This window comes from Exiguobacterium sp. RM11, assembly GCF_059821525.1.
In genome coordinates this window covers 70,219-85,000 of record NZ_CM187558.1, presented here as the reverse complement: position 1 = coordinate 85,000, position 14,782 = coordinate 70,219, and the positions used below count along the sequence as shown (strand labels likewise).

Here is a 14,782-nt window from a genome sequence, read left to right as displayed (position 1 = left end):
TCATCGTCCCAACCAAGGCGCATTTTCACCGTGACCGGTTTTTCGACCACATTCGTGACGGCATTGACCATCTCATACACTTTATCCGGATCAAGTAGCCACTTTGCACCTGCGTCACATTTCGTTACTTTCGGCACAGGACAACCCATGTTGATATCAATGATGTCGGCATTCGTATTTTGATCGACGTACTGCGCCGCTTTGACGAGTGTATCTTTAGAACCACCAAAAATTTGCAAGCTGAGCGGTTTTTCTCGTTCATCGACATATAGCATGCGCATCGTCCGCGCGTTCTCGAGCAAAATCCCTTTATCACTGACCATTTCAGCACAGACGAGTCCCGCCCCGAATTCTTTTGCAATCAATCGGAATGCCGGGTTGGTCACGCCAGCCATCGGCGCAAGGACTGCACGGTTTTTAATATCTATATTTCCAATCTTAAAGCCTGTCAAGACAACACATCCTTCATTTCACCAAATTCGTTAGCAACTGTAACCGAACGACATCTTGGCGGTCTGCCATCGGTAAATCTGCTAGCCATGATGCGACCGTTCGTCCTCGGACGATGAGTTCTGGCGCAATCTCAGCTAATGGAGCGAGCACAAACGCACGTTCCTGCATCCGCGGATGTGGTACCGTCAAGTGTTCCGATTGTATATCTTCCCCATTATAATAGAGGATGTCAAGGTCGATGGTGCGCGGACCGTTCTTAAAGAGACGCTCTCGACCTAACTGCCGTTCAATTTGTTGAAGGGTGTTTAATAAGTCCGTTACAGATTGATGAGTCTCCACTTCGACCACCATATTATAAAATGATGGTTGATCGGTATAACCGACAGGGGCGGTCTCATAAACCGATGATTGTTTCGTGACCGTAACACCCATTTTTCCCATTTCATCAATCGCGTCAGACAATTGTGCGGCCCGCTCCCCGATGTTTGCTCCTAATGCGATAAAAATCATGACGTGCGTCTCCTTGTCATCTCGATTGCCACCGAGTCGTAATGTCCTGGGATTGGTGGGTCCGGCTTGATTACTTTTACTGTTACGCTTTGAATCAAATCATGATGTGCCAAAATGGCCGTCGTGATTCGTTCTCCGAGTGTTTCGAGTAAATTGACCGGTTCTCCTGTCACAATGTCTTCTGTGACTTGATATAACCCCGCGTAGCTGACTCCATCCTGTAAATCATCTGACTTCCCAGCAGGTGCAAGGTCTAACTCACACATTAAATCCACGTGAAACCGTTGACCGAGACGGTTCTCCTCTTCAAACACACCATGATATCCATAAAAGCGCATGCCGTTCACAAAAATCTTATCCATGTCCGTTCCCCCTCATCATCGCATCCATCATCTTCGCTGCACGCATATTCTCTTTCACGTCATGGACGCGTACCCAATCGCACCCTTTCATGATGCCTAAACACGTCGTCGCAATCGTCCCTTCCACGCGTTCTTCGGTTGGTAAATCGAGCGTTTGGCCGATAAACGATTTACGGGACGTACCTAGTAACACCGGATAGCCAAGACGCGTGATCACATCGAGGTGATTCATGAGCTTTAGATTTTGCGCCACGTCTTTTGCGAACCCGATTCCTGGGTCTAGCCAAATATGCTCATCTTTCACACCCGCTGCATGAGCAATCTCAATCGACTCCTGCAAATCACTCACCACATCTTCAATAAAATGATGGTAGTCTCGATTTTCTCGGTTATGCATCAAAATGATGGGGACGCCATACTCAAAGGCGACACGCGCCATCGACCGATCTCCCCATTTCGAGCCCCACACGTCATTGATGATTGTCGCACCCGCTTCTAATGCCGCCCTCGCAACAGCAGGTTTATACGTGTCAATCGAAATCGGCACATCAATTTCTTGTACCAATCGTTCGATGATCGGGACGACACGTTCAATTTCTTCTTCTGCAGAAACAAGCGTCGCACCGGGTCGCGTCGATTCACCACCGACATCAATCGCATCCGCTCCTTCTCGTACGAGTTGCTTTGCGTGACGTACGGCTTCTTCAACCGCTGTATATCGTCCTCCGTCTGAAAACGAGTCCGGGGTCACGTTTAAAATACCCATGATCTTCGTCATGCTTCAGCCTCCTATCCAAGTGAACGAACGAGTTCCGTCCACACTTCGTTAAATCGTTCCCCATCTTTACCAGGGTATCTCAGATTTCCATAATGCGTCACCGGAGCGACTTGCTGAATCGAGTTCGTCATCCAAATCTCTTTCGCTGCGGTTAATTCATCAAATGTCACCGCTTGCTCCACCACGGGAAAGCAATCGATCACCCACTGTCGCGTCACGCCCGCGAGTGCTCCACTCGAAAGTGGTGTCGTATACAACACATCATCAGATCCGACCCAAAAGATGTTCGACACGAGCCCTTCCACCACGTAGCCCTGTTCATCTGCAAATAATCCTTCAGCATCCTGGTCTTGCAAGGTGCGTTTTCCGAGGATATTGTTCATGTAATGATGCGATTTTAATCGAAAAGCCGCTTCAGGACGACTTCTTGGGAAAGGGATCGGTTCGACTCGCTTCTCCTGTGGCACAACTTCTGAGGAGAGCGGTTTGGCAATCAACGTGACGTTCGGTTTTTCATATCGTCCGGCATACAGACCGAGCGGCGCGACTCCTGCCGATACGTTCAATCGGATATACAAGTCAGGAGCTTCATTTTGAAGACACAATTGCTGAATCGCCGTCTCGATTTCTTCCTTTGTGTACGGAAAATCAATCCACAGCTCATTTAGACTCTTCATCAATCGTTCCCAATGCGCATCGAACAAGAACGGAATGAAATCATATGTTCGAAACGTCTCGAATAAACCCATCCCATATAAGAATCCATGATCCTCGACGGGAATCCATGCATCCTCTCGCTCGACAAGGTCCCCGTTATGCCAATACCACATGGCAGTACTCCTCGATAAAGTTTCGAATCATCTCTTTTCCATGCTCGGTCAAAATCGCTTCAGGGTGATACTGAACGCCTTCAATCGGGAGCGTCCGATGTCGGAGTGCCATGATTTCTTTCGTTTCTGTTTCTGCTGTGACCATCAAACATTCCGGTAAGGTAGAACGCTCCACAGATAACGAGTGATAACGGGTCACGACCGTCTGCTGAGGAATATCTTTGAAAATCGAGTTCCCGTCATGTTGAATCTTCGACGTTTTCCCATGCATCAGCCGCTCCGCATGAACGACGTCTCCTCCGAACGCTTGCGCAATCGCTTGATGACCGAGACACACACCTAAAATTGGAATACGCCCTGCGAACGCTTGAATCGCTTCGACGCTAATCCCGGCTTCGTTCGGTGTACAAGGTCCAGGGGAAATGACCAGGTAGCTCGGAGCAAGTTTCTCAATATCTTGAATCGTCACTTCGTCGTTTCGATAAACGACCAGTTCTTCACCGAGTTCTCCAAAATACTGCACTAAGTTGTATGTGAATGAGTCATAGTTGTCGATTAGTACAATCATGTCGTCTCCTCCGTCATTTGCTTCGCCGCCCATAGCGCCTTCGCTTTGGACAGAGATTCTTCATATTCTGAGACCGGATCCGAATCGATGACGATGCCCGCTCCCGCTTGAACGTATGCAATCCCATCTTTCACGACCATCGTTCGAATGGTGATGTTGAAGACGAGATCATCGTCCCAACTTAACCATCCATATGACCCGGTGTATAATCCCCGGCGAACTGGTTCAAGTTCCTCGATAATTTCCATCGTTCGAATTTTCGGTGCACCGGTAATCGTACCACCAGGGAACATCGCGGCTAGCGCCTCCGCTCCTGATACTTCATCACGAATCGTACCCCGTACATTCGAGACGATATGCTGAACATGTGAATACTTTTCAATCACCATCAACTCGTCCACATGAACACTACCGTATGCCGCGACTTTCCCGAGATCGTTCCGTTCCAAGTCGACGAGCATGACGTGTTCCGCTCGCTCCTTCTCGTTTTCAAGTAGAGTGTTCGCCAATTCCAAGTCCTCAACATCGTCTTTTCCACGTGGACGCGTACCCGCGATCGGTCGCGTTGAAATGTCAGATCCATGTTTCTCAAGCAATAGTTCCGGTGAAGCGGAGACCATTGTCAGTGCGTCATCCACAAAGTATCCCATGTACGGAGAGGGATTCATTTGACGAAGCGTATCGTAAACACGACGTGGGTCGGCGCGTAACGGTTCGGATTGACGAACACTCAAATTCACTTGGAACACGTCACCTTCCACGATATAAGACTGAATTCGTTTGACCGCCTCCACAAATTCGTCTTGAGACATGGAACGCGAACGCTCGACAGGCAATTGTTCAGTCGGGTTGAATGCGTAGTGTGATTCGACGTTCCACATGGCCGCTAAGCGATCCGCTTTACGTTCGACATTGCCTTCTGCTGTGACCATCAAATAGAGAGTCGAACTCTCTTCGTCGAACACAGCCACTTCATCAAACAACAGAAACGAGACGTCCGGCGTCGCTAAATCATCTTCTGCCTGGCTAGGGAGTCGCTCAATTGTTCGAGAAACGTCATAGCTGACATAACCAATCATGCCACCGAAGAAGGGAGGTGCCCCTTCCGGACGCTCAGCTTCAAATCGTTTCCGCACTTCACTGACCATCTCGAGCGGTTTCCCATACATCGTTTCAGTCGTTTCCCCTATTTGTAAGAGACCGACACCGTCTTTTACATGGAAGCGACCGAACGGTTCGATTCCCGCAATCGTATACCGTCCTGCCCTACCACTTTCTAGCCATGCGTGGTACGGCTGGTCTGCTGTCAACGTCATGTATGCCTCATACATCTTTTCTTTCGTCATCCGCTTCGTTCTGAACGCTGTCGATCTCACTTGTCATTCCTCCGTCTATTCATTCATGCCTTTTATTGTACACAAGAAAAGGCAGCAACCGAAAGAGAATGTCTCTCGATTACTGCCTGAAATGTTATACTCGACTCTCGTTTGATTCTTCATCAAATTGATAAAGCGGTGTGCTCAAGTAACGTTCTCCGTTTGACGGGATAATCGCCAATACGTTTTTCCCTTTACCGAGGCGTTTCGCCGTATCGAGTGCCGCTGCAATGGCAGCCCCTGAAGAAATTCCACCGAGGACACCGTTCGTGCGTGCCGCTTGGCGCGCGTATTCAAACGCCTGGTCTGTCGTGATTTGAAGGACACCCTCATAAATCTCAGTATCCAGAATAGATGGGACAAAGCCGGCACCAATCCCTTGAATCTTATGAGGTCCCGGCTTCCCACCCGACAAGACTGGGGAATCAACCGGTTCAACCGCCAAAATTTTCACGTCTGGATATTTCGCTTTCACGACTTTTCCTGCACCGGTGATTGTACCACCTGTACCGACTCCCGCGATGAGAGCATCCACCGAAAGACCTGACTCTTCGAACGCTTCGACAATTTCAGGTCCCGTCGTCATCTCATGCACGTTCGGGTTCGCTGCGTTGTTGAATTGTTGCGGAAGGAAGTAGCCATTTTTCTCAGCTTCTTCAGTAGCACGACGAATCGCTCCACCCATTCCTTCTGGTCCTGGTGTCAAGATGAGCTCAGCCCCGTATCCACGAAGGAGGTTACGACGCTCCATGCTCATCGTCTCAGGCATGACGAGAATGGCTTTATATCCTTTCGCGGCACTGACCATCGCCAAACCAATCCCTGTGTTCCCGCTCGTCGGCTCGATGATGGTATCACCCGGCTTCAAGATTCCGTCTTTTTCTGCCGCTTCAATCATGGCGAGAGCAATTCGGTCTTTGACGCTTGACCCTGGGTTCATATATTCAAGCTTGAGATACACATCGGCATCTTCTGGTCCAGTCATTCCGTTCAATTTCACAATCGGAGTCTTTCCAATCAAGTCTGTCACTGAGTTTACGATTCGCATTACATTTCCTCCTTCATAATTCCGACTATTCCGATATTGTTATCATACCCTATCGAATTGAAAATATGCAATTTGGAACGTTGCTTACGATTGTGCTTGTTCTTTCATCGTTTCCAACTGTTCAGCCGAGAAATGATACTTTTCACCACAGAAATGGCAAACCGCTTCGGCTCCACCGTCTTCTTCGATCATTTGGCGAATCTCTTCTTTTCCAAGACCGATAATGGCGCTTTCCATTCGTTCACGACTGCATGTGCAATTGAACTGAATTGGGTTCGTATCGAGGACATCGAGGCTATCGCCGAGAAGTAATTGCAACATTTCTTCCGGTGTTTTTTCTTCACCGATTAAAACAGATACCGGCGGGAACGTCTGAAGAGCTTTTTCAAGCGCTTGTACCGTCGCTTCGGAAGCGTTCGGCAGCAACTGAACGATGACACCACCTGCAGCAAGAATCGATTCATCTTCTGGTAAGACGAGAACACCTGCTCCGACGACTGATGGTACTTGTTCAGATGTTGCAAAGTAGTATGTGAAGTCTTCACTGATTTCACCTGTTTGAATCTCTGAAGAACCACCGACATAATCTTTCAAACCTAAGTCTTTAATGACCGAGACCGTTCCTTTTCCGACCGCTTCGCCGACTTTCAACTTCGTCAATCCTTGCTCATTGACGAACGTCCCGCCATCGACACGAGGGTAAGACACATATCCACGGACATCTCCTGCTGTATCTGCGTCTACGATGATTTTCCCGATTGGACCATCACCTTCCACTTTAAGTGTGACGCGTGCCGCACCTTTTTGCATGGCTCCGATCATCGAACCGATTGTCATCGTCCGTCCGAGGGCGGCTGAGGCAACCGGTGTCGTTTGATGACGAAGTTGTGTTTCGTACACTGTTTTTGTCGTACGGGCTGCAAAGGCACGCACCTCTCCATTAAAGCCGAGGGCCCGAACGAGATAATCGTCTTTCATTTGATCGAGTAATACTTGTTGTTCTGAATGAATCATATGAATTAACTCCTTTAGTTTACTTTTGATTGCGCTCGTAAATGAGGCGGAGACCTTCGAGTGTCAGGAACGAATCTACATGGTCAATCGTTTCTGCATGTTCACTGATCAATCGTGCCAATCCTCCAGTCGCAATGACGGTCGCTTCACCAACTTCACGCTTCATCCGATTCACGATGCCATCCACTTGGGCGACATAGCCATAATACGTCCCCGATTGCATCGCTTGAATCGTATTTTTCCCAATAACCGTTGGTGGGGTTGCCAGTTCAATCCGTGGTAATTTCGCAGCACGTTGATAAAGTGCTTCCACTGAAATCATGATTCCTGGTGAGATGATGCCGCCATGGTAGCGACGCTTCTCATCGATGTAACAATACGTGGTTGCCGTTCCAAAATCAACAATTATGAGCGGACCGTCATACTTGGCGATTCCTGCCACCGCGTTGACAATTCGGTCGGCCCCGACTTCGCGGGGATTCTCGACGTGAATGTCTAATCCTGTCTTCACACCTGGGCCCACAACGATTGGACGTACATTGAAGTATCGTTGTGACATTTGTTCAAGTGGGAAAATAACAGGAGGTACGACAGAGGACAAAATGACACCGTCGACTTGATCGAAGGAGACGTTCGAATGGTCAAAGAGCGATTTCACTAACATGCCATACTCATCCGTCGTTTTCGTCCGGTCCGTTGAAATTCGCCAATGGTGTACGAGATGGTCTCCATCGTACATCCCTAGAACAATATTTGTATTTCCAACATCAATCACTAAAATCATGATATAGTTCCTCACTTTGTTGTCAATTGCAGTTCGCTCGAATTATAACACGAAAAAAGACGAATGCCTCGTCAAGGGCATTCGTCTCATTCATTAACGTGATTCGTTATTCGGACGTTCCGTTGGAGTCGCCTCTGGCTTATCGCCTTCAGGTACGACATCCGGTTGGCTGTCTTGAACAACTTCAGGTTGATCGACGATTTGTCCGTGTTGCACGGCCGCATCATCTTTCTTCGCTGCATCGTCCGAGTCCGTTGATGCGTCCACATCTTCTTCCGGCTCATGCGGGAGATATTCGCGTGTCTTGATCAAGTGACGAATCTGTTTCGAGTCGAGCGTTTCCACATCAAGCAATGTCTTCGCAACGAGCTCGAGGTCTTCGCGACGCTCTGTCAAAATCTGTTTCGCTTTCGCGTAACAGCGGTTGATGATGTCACGAATCTCTAAATCGATCTCTTGAGCGATCGCATCCGAGTAGTTCTGCTCTGTCTGGAAGTCACGGCCAAGGAAGACTTGTCCGCCATGGTTTGAACCGAGCTGGAGCGGTCCGAGCTTATCACTCATCCCGTAATCCATGACCATCTTCCGCGCAATCCCTGTTGCACGTTGGAAGTCGTTGCTCGCTCCTGTTGACACTTCACCAAAGATGACATCTTCGGCGACGCGTCCACCAAGAAGTCCGACAATCTTATCTTCGAGTTCAGGTTTTGTCATGAAGTAACGATCTTCTTTTGGAAGCATGACGACGTATCCTCCAGCGTTACCGCGTGGAACAATCGTCACTTTGTGTACTTCATCCGCGTTCTCAAGCTCGAGACCGATGATTGTGTGACCCGCTTCGTGATAAGCGACAATGTTACGTTCTTTTTCAGAAATGATTCGGCTCTTCTTCGAAGGTCCTGCAATGACACGGTCAATTGCTTCTTCGACATCGACAACCGATACTGCCGTACGGTTTGAACGTGCTGCAACGAGTGCTGCTTCGTTCAAGAGGTTTTCCAAGTCAGCCCCAGAAAAACCAGGTGTACGCTGTGCGATCGACTTCAAGTCTACAGTTGAGTCAAGTGGCTTGTTGCGTGCATGGACTTTCAACACTTCTTCGCGCCCTTTTACATCTGGACGATCGACCGTGATTTGACGGTCAAAACGACCTGGACGAAGGAGGGCTGGGTCGAGAATATCCGGACGGTTTGTCGCCGCAACCATGATAATCCCTTCATTGTCACTGAATCCATCCATTTCAACGAGCAATTGGTTCAATGTTTGTTCACGCTCATCGTGACCACCGCCGAGACCGGCACCACGTTGGCGTCCAACTGCATCGATTTCATCGATGAAAATGATACATGGAGCATTCTTTTTCGCGTTTTCGAACAAGTCACGGACACGTGACGCACCGACCCCGACGAACATCTCAACGAAGTCAGAACCTGAGATCGAGAAGAATGGTACCCCGGCTTCTCCCGCAACAGCACGGGCCAAAAGTGTTTTACCTGTCCCTGGAGGACCTACGAGTAAGACCCCTTTCGGAATACGCGCACCGAGTTTCGAGAACTTACGAGGGTCTTTCAAGAATTCAACAACTTCGATGAGTTCTTGTTTCTCTTCGTCTGCTCCGGCCACGTCTTTGAACGTGACGCGACGTTTTTCTTGGTCGTATAGTTTTGCCTTCGATTTCCCGAAGTTCATCACACGACCACCACCGCCACCACCTTGCGCCTGGTTCAACAAGAAGAAGAACAAGATGAAGATGATAATGAACGGTAAAATCGCGAAGACGATGCTGAACCAGCTACTGTTCGATTCAGCCTCCTCGATTTGAATATCCGTATTCGCTCGAAGCTGCGTCAATACATCCGCATATTCAGCTTCGTTCGCTGGAATGTTTGTTTCGTAACGCTGGTCGTCATCTCCTGTAAGGTCGCCTGTAATCGAGATAGCCCCCGGGATTTCTTGTACGGTTGCCGTCTCAATCCGATCATCTTCCACATATTCTAGGAATTTCGAATACGAGAGCGTTTCACTCTGACTATTCGGATTCTGCAAATATTGAAGGAACAAGATCAAGGCTAGGAAAATCACACCAAAAACCAATGTGTTTTTCACTGCACGATTCATTCTCTGCCTCCTATTCCGAGAAACGATGTTCTCGCCCATTCAGTATATGCCTATACTTTGGGGATTTCTTTTATCTTACCACGTCACATTTTCAAAAGAAAAACGTTAGCCCCCGTAAACGCTCGGTTTGAGCACACCGACGTAAGGAAGGTTACGATATTTCTCTTCATAATCGAGACCGTAACCGACAACGAATTCGTGTGGAATCACGAAACCGCTATAGTCTGCTGATAAACCATTTTTGCGTCCTGTCGGTTTGTCGAGAAGCGTGACAATCTTCACAGACTTCGCTTTACGGTATTTAAGAAGATCGACAAGATAGCCAAGCGTCAATCCACTATCAATAATATCTTCTACAATCAAGATGTCGCGTCCTTCTACAGATGTATTTAAATCTTTCTCGATTTTTACTTCACCTGTTGAAGAAGTACCTCCGTGATACGTCGACACGTCCATGAAATCCATTTCTAAATGGATATCCATTTCTTTGACGAGATCAGACATGAATGGCATCGCGCCTTTCAATACACACACGAGAAGCGGAAACTCTTCTTTATAGTCTTCGCTAAGCGTTCCAGCGAGCTCTTTCACCTTTTCTTGAATCTCTTCACGTGAGATTAAAATTTTCTCCATATCGCTCATTAATGACATCTTGAAATCCTCCTCTTTCTGTTTCGACACAATCATCATTTTACCATTAATCGTAGGCAAATCGCATCCGACTTGTCTAGAAATTCTGAAACTCGTACCCCGACAATCGCGAGAACTCGTCCTGAGGCGTCTTCAAGCAGGGGGAGCGACGGGCGAACCGTCCGCTCAATCTTTTCGTCGATCAGGATACGGGACACTTTCTTTGTCCCCACGGCCAATCGCATTCGGTCACCTGGTGCACTTGTCCGAATCGTAAGCGGATAAGTGATCTCATGTAACGGAATGCCCTCTCTCCCCTCCTCGACAGATAAAGAGATGGTTCGGTCTCCGAATTCAACAACGGCCGGCAACGAATCAATTTGAATGGGATGGAGTGAACCTGATGCAGAACGCTGCACAAGATTCAGTACCCTATTCTGCTTCGTCATGAACCACTCGCCTGTCAGATGATAGGCTCCTGTATCTTTTTGACTCTGGAGTAGCTTCTCCATCGCCTCGTTCACATTCACCTCGTAACGAGTGGACAGCAATCGACCGACCGTATACCGTTCAAGGAATGATAAGCGCTCGAAATCCTCGAGTTTCACATGAAACGCTTTCATTTCAAGTTCGACATATGCCTCCACCCATCGTTCGCACGATTGATACCTGCTATCCCAATCGGCACGGGCCATTTTTGCTGCTTCGCTGACTTCTCTCACAATCTGTGGCCGCATCTGTTTCAGTCGTGGCACGATCTCGTGGCGAATTTGATTCCTTAAGTAAGTACGTTCTTGATTCGTTACGTCTTCGCGCCACTCTAATTCATTCTGTCGTGCATACTCGATCAGTTGAGCTTTCGACTCATGTAACAACGGACGGATGAGCCTCCCGTTACTAAATTGCCGGCTTTCGGGAATCCCTTTTACTTCGACCACGTTTCGATGTAGCTGAATGAGCACTGTTTCTAACTCGTCATCCGCATGGTGCGCTGTGACCAATGTGTCGTATCCATATGTGTTCATGACGTCTTCAAAAAATTGATAGCGCGCTTCCCGATATCGGGCTTGTGATCCTCCCTCTTGAAAGCAGAGACGCGTTCCATGAAACGGAATATGGTAGGTTTCTGCGACGCGGGCGACGAACCTATACTCTTCGTCTGAAGCTTCTCGTACGCCATGATGGACATGCGCCACCGCCACATCCCAGCCCTCTTTGACAAGACGATCCAATAAGACAATGGAATCCACCCCACCAGACACTGCGACGAGCACTTTTTTCATGAATTTCCTCCTTGATATAACAAAAGAAGCCATCTCAAATCGAGATGGCTTCTTTTCGCTTAGGCTAAGTGACCCGTACGGGATTCGAACCCGTGTTACCGCCGTGAAAGGGCGGTGTCTTAACCGCTTGACCAACGGGCCTAAATAAAATGGTAGCGGCGGAGGGAGTCGAACCCACGACCTCACGGGTATGAACCGTACGCTCTAGCCAGCTGAGCTACACCGCCATGTTATTGTTGTGTCCTAAGCACATTTTCTATAATAACCAGTCACCATTCGAGTGTCAATTCTTTTTTGAATTTTTTTAATAAAAAAATCGTGCATAGTGTCATCTTCATCACTATACACGATTTCATTACGTTTTTACATCATGCTTCGGATACAACTTGACGATATTTTTTCTTCCAGGCGATTCGGAAGTATGCCCACAGTAACGCGAAACATCCAGCAGCTACAAACACTAGATAAGTTGTCGCGGTCTGCAAATACTGCGCACCGTCTGCCGACAAGATTTCTTTATATCCGGCAACCGTATACGTCATAGGAAGAAGCGCATTGAACGGTTGCAATGCTCGTGGAATCAACTCGAGCGGGAACGTTCCAGCAGAAGTCGTCAATTGTAAAATCAATAAGACGATTGCAACAAAACGTCCCGGGTTCCCGAGCGTGGTGACAAGTAACTGCACAATAAAGAGGAATGTGATGCTCGTCAACCAACTGAATCCGAAGAATTTCAATGGTTCGCTTACTTCAAGTCCTAATAGTTGCACCATCGCCACGTCTAAAATGAGCGCTTGAAGGAATCCAACGACCATGAGAACACCAGACTTCGACAATACCCATGATAGACTACGTTTTGGACGTCCAGCTGGATCGTACAATGGATAGACGATTGATAAGAGAAGCGCCCCGACAAAGAGTCCGAGTGACATGAAGTATGGAGCAAATCCTGTACCATAGTTCGGTACCTCGTGAATCGAGTTATCGACGAGTGACACTGGTCCTGCCATCATCTCGACATTCTCATCATTCAATCCGATGTCTGCATCTTTCGCACCTTTGACTAGAGCGTCACGAAGTTCATCGCTACCTGATGCGAGATCTGTCATTCCATCTGCGAGTTCTCCGCTACCATCTGAAAGTTCTCGTCCGCCGTCCGCGAGCTGATTCGCACCGTCCGTCAACTTGCTTGTTCCTGCCCCGGCAGCCTTCGCGCCATCAGCAAGTTCACGACTACCTTCTTGAAGTTTTTGTCCACCGTCCGCTAATTGAGTAGCGCCATTCGCCAACTCACTCGTTCCCGAACTTGCGCTTTTCGCACCATCGGCAAGCTTCACACTACCTTCAGACAACTGTCCAGTCGCAGCTACGAGTTTGTCACTGCCTGCCGTAAGTTCAGTTGTCCCGTCTTGAAGTTGTGTTGCACCTTGATTGAGTTTTGAACTCGCTGACACGAGTTCTTGTGAGCGATCAGCTGCGGTTTGTGTCCCTTGCTCGATTTGACTCGAACCACTTGCTAACGCCTGAGCACCTTCCGCTAACTTCGTTTGACCCGTGTTCAGTTCAGAAAGTCCTGACGAAAGTTGTCCTGCACCTGTTTCTGCTTGTGCAAGACCTGCCGCCAATGAGGTCTGTCCCTCTTTCACTTGCGTCGCCCCTGCAGCTAATTGATCAAACCCAGCCGCTGTCGCTTGTTTTCCTTCAGTGAGTTGTGCTGCGATGGCTTGAAGCATTTCAGGTGACGCAGATTGACCGGACTCAGCAAGTGCCGTTAATTGTCCAATCAATTCATCCTGTTTCGCCGTCAATTCAGATTTCATTTGTCCAATTCCATTGACCACTTCAGTTTGACCCGCGATGAGAGCAGTGTTTCCTTCTTTCGCTTTCGTCAATGCACCTGCTAGTTGGTTTGCGCCGTCATTCAATGCAGACGCCCCTTCTTTTGAGCGCTCGATGCCAGCAGCAAGGTCTTGAACACCTTGATTCAACGTTTTCGCACCCGTGTGAAGTTCATCTAATTTGGACGCGAATGCCCCTGTTCCTTCGACGAGCTGGCTCGTTCCGTCTTGTAAGGCGGATGCGCCATCATTCACGCGGTGTACCCCGTCTGACAAAGCGGTTGACCCGTCGTACACTTGCTGACTTCCATCCGCGAGTTCAGATGAACCTTCTGCCAATTGAGTCACACCATCGTTTAACTGGCTTGCACCGTTAGCGAGCTCACGCTGTTTCGTGGCGAGTAGTTTCGTCCCGTCCGCGAGTTCAGATGAACCATCGGACAACTGAGCGATTCCGTCGTTTAACTCACTTGCACCATCTGCAAGTTCGCGTTGTTTCGTGGCGAGAAGTTCTGTTCCATCCGCCAATTTGACGGCACCATCCTTCGCTGACGTAGAACCGTCGGCAAGTTTTGTCGCACCATCCGCGGCTTCACCAAGTCCGTCCGCCACGTCATTCAGTCCATCTTTCAATGCACTGACGTACTGTTTCGATACCTCGGTCGAAAGCTCTGCTTTCACTTGCTCCATTGCAGAGCCACCGATTTGTGCGGCTAAGAAGTTATACGATTCATTCGCAATGTACTTCAACTCAAGTTGCTCTGGATGTTCATCTAGAGCAGTCGTCGCCTTCTCCGAAAAGTCTTCTGGAATCTCGATTGCCATGTAATAATCATGGTCTTTCAATCCAGATTCTGCTTCCTTCTTTGTCGTCTCGACAAACTCGAAGGCTTCCGAATCTAGTAACTTATCAACCAGATCGTTCCCGATTTCAAGTGACTCCCCTTCAAATGATGCCCCTTTGTCTTCGTTGACGATGGCGACCGGTAAATCTTTCATCTGTCCATACGGATCCCAGAAAGCCCACAAAAACATGCCGGCATACATTAACGGTACGAGCGCGACTGCGAGAATCGGAATCAACACATGTGGGTTCTTAAAGATACTCCGCCACTCCGCCATCCATAGTTTCCATCCATTCATTTTTTCTCTCCACCTTCACTTATAAAACATAACTATTTTTTCATGTT

14 protein-coding genes and 2 tRNA genes (1 of these 16 cut by a window edge) are annotated in these 14,782 nt (G+C 48.4%); all 16 read right to left on the bottom strand.

The window, feature by feature from the left end; genetic code table 11:
* Positions 1-395, bottom strand: the 5' end (the start) of a protein-coding gene (gene dusB / locus AC5LIL_RS00455) for a tRNA dihydrouridine synthase DusB (RefSeq protein WP_499825340.1). 544 nt of this gene lie to the left of the window's left edge; the window shows 395 of its 939 coding nt (coding positions 1-395); the start codon lies at positions 393-395; its stop codon lies beyond the left edge, outside the window.
* 70 nt (positions 396-465) lie between these two features.
* On the bottom strand, positions 466-963 hold the full coding sequence (gene folK / locus AC5LIL_RS00450) for a 2-amino-4-hydroxy-6-hydroxymethyldihydropteridine diphosphokinase (RefSeq protein ID WP_274665397.1): 498 nt from the start codon (positions 961-963) through the stop codon (positions 466-468).
* Complete coding sequence (gene folB / locus AC5LIL_RS00445; protein ID WP_074036649.1) at positions 960-1,325, bottom strand: dihydroneopterin aldolase; 366 nt, start codon at positions 1,323-1,325, stop codon at positions 960-962. Before folB ends, folK begins: the two co-directional genes overlap by 4 nt.
* Positions 1,318-2,103, bottom strand: coding sequence for a dihydropteroate synthase (gene folP / locus AC5LIL_RS00440; protein WP_074036647.1), 786 nt, complete (start codon positions 2,101-2,103; stop codon positions 1,318-1,320). Before folP ends, folB begins: the two co-directional genes overlap by 8 nt.
* 11 nt (positions 2,104-2,114) lie before the next feature.
* The gene (locus tag AC5LIL_RS00435; RefSeq protein WP_499824542.1) at positions 2,115-2,933 is read right to left on the bottom strand and encodes an aminotransferase class IV; all 819 of its coding nucleotides are present in this window, start codon (positions 2,931-2,933) and stop codon (positions 2,115-2,117) included.
* The gene (gene pabA / locus AC5LIL_RS00430; protein WP_499824541.1) at positions 2,917-3,501 is read right to left on the bottom strand and encodes an aminodeoxychorismate/anthranilate synthase component II; all 585 of its coding nucleotides are present in this window, start codon (positions 3,499-3,501) and stop codon (positions 2,917-2,919) included. The genes AC5LIL_RS00435 and pabA overlap by 17 nt, the downstream gene beginning before the upstream one ends.
* On the bottom strand, positions 3,498-4,877 hold the full coding sequence (locus tag AC5LIL_RS00425) for an anthranilate synthase component I family protein (RefSeq protein WP_074036642.1): 1,380 nt from the start codon (positions 4,875-4,877) through the stop codon (positions 3,498-3,500). Before AC5LIL_RS00425 ends, pabA begins: the two co-directional genes overlap by 4 nt.
* A 94-nt stretch (positions 4,878-4,971) precedes the next feature.
* On the bottom strand, positions 4,972-5,925 hold the full coding sequence (gene cysK / locus AC5LIL_RS00420; protein ID WP_074036641.1) for a cysteine synthase A: 954 nt from the start codon (positions 5,923-5,925) through the stop codon (positions 4,972-4,974).
* 84 nt (positions 5,926-6,009) lie between these two features.
* Entirely contained in the window at positions 6,010-6,939 is a 930-nt protein-coding gene (hslO, locus tag AC5LIL_RS00415) for an Hsp33 family molecular chaperone HslO (protein WP_499824540.1), read from the bottom strand.
* Between the two features lie 19 nt (positions 6,940-6,958).
* A complete protein-coding gene (locus AC5LIL_RS00410) occupies positions 6,959-7,723 on the bottom strand; it encodes a type III pantothenate kinase (RefSeq protein ID WP_074036636.1) in 765 nt (254 codons plus the stop codon).
* Positions 7,724-7,816: 93 nt separating this feature from the next.
* Positions 7,817-9,841 carry an ATP-dependent zinc metalloprotease FtsH gene (gene ftsH / locus AC5LIL_RS00405; protein ID WP_074036633.1) on the bottom strand — a complete coding sequence of 675 codons (2,025 nt, stop codon included), beginning with the start codon at positions 9,839-9,841 and terminating at the stop codon, positions 7,817-7,819.
* 105 nt (positions 9,842-9,946) lie between these two features.
* Complete coding sequence (gene hpt / locus AC5LIL_RS00400; protein WP_499824539.1) at positions 9,947-10,492, bottom strand: hypoxanthine phosphoribosyltransferase; 546 nt, start codon at positions 10,490-10,492, stop codon at positions 9,947-9,949.
* A gap of 35 nt (positions 10,493-10,527) precedes the next feature.
* Positions 10,528-11,754, bottom strand: a complete 1,227-nt coding sequence (gene tilS, locus AC5LIL_RS00395; protein ID WP_499824538.1) for a tRNA lysidine(34) synthetase TilS — start codon at positions 11,752-11,754, stop codon at positions 10,528-10,530.
* Positions 11,755-11,823: 69 nt separating this feature from the next.
* Positions 11,824-11,895 (bottom strand) — tRNA-Glu (locus AC5LIL_RS00390).
* Between the two features lie 9 nt (positions 11,896-11,904).
* A tRNA-Met gene (locus tag AC5LIL_RS00385) sits at positions 11,905-11,981 on the bottom strand.
* A 141-nt stretch (positions 11,982-12,122) separates the two neighbouring features.
* Positions 12,123-14,735 (bottom strand): YhgE/Pip family protein, encoded by a 2,613-nt coding sequence (locus AC5LIL_RS00380; protein WP_499824537.1) that lies wholly within the window; start codon positions 14,733-14,735, stop codon positions 12,123-12,125.
* Positions 14,736-14,782: the final 47 nt, after the last annotated feature.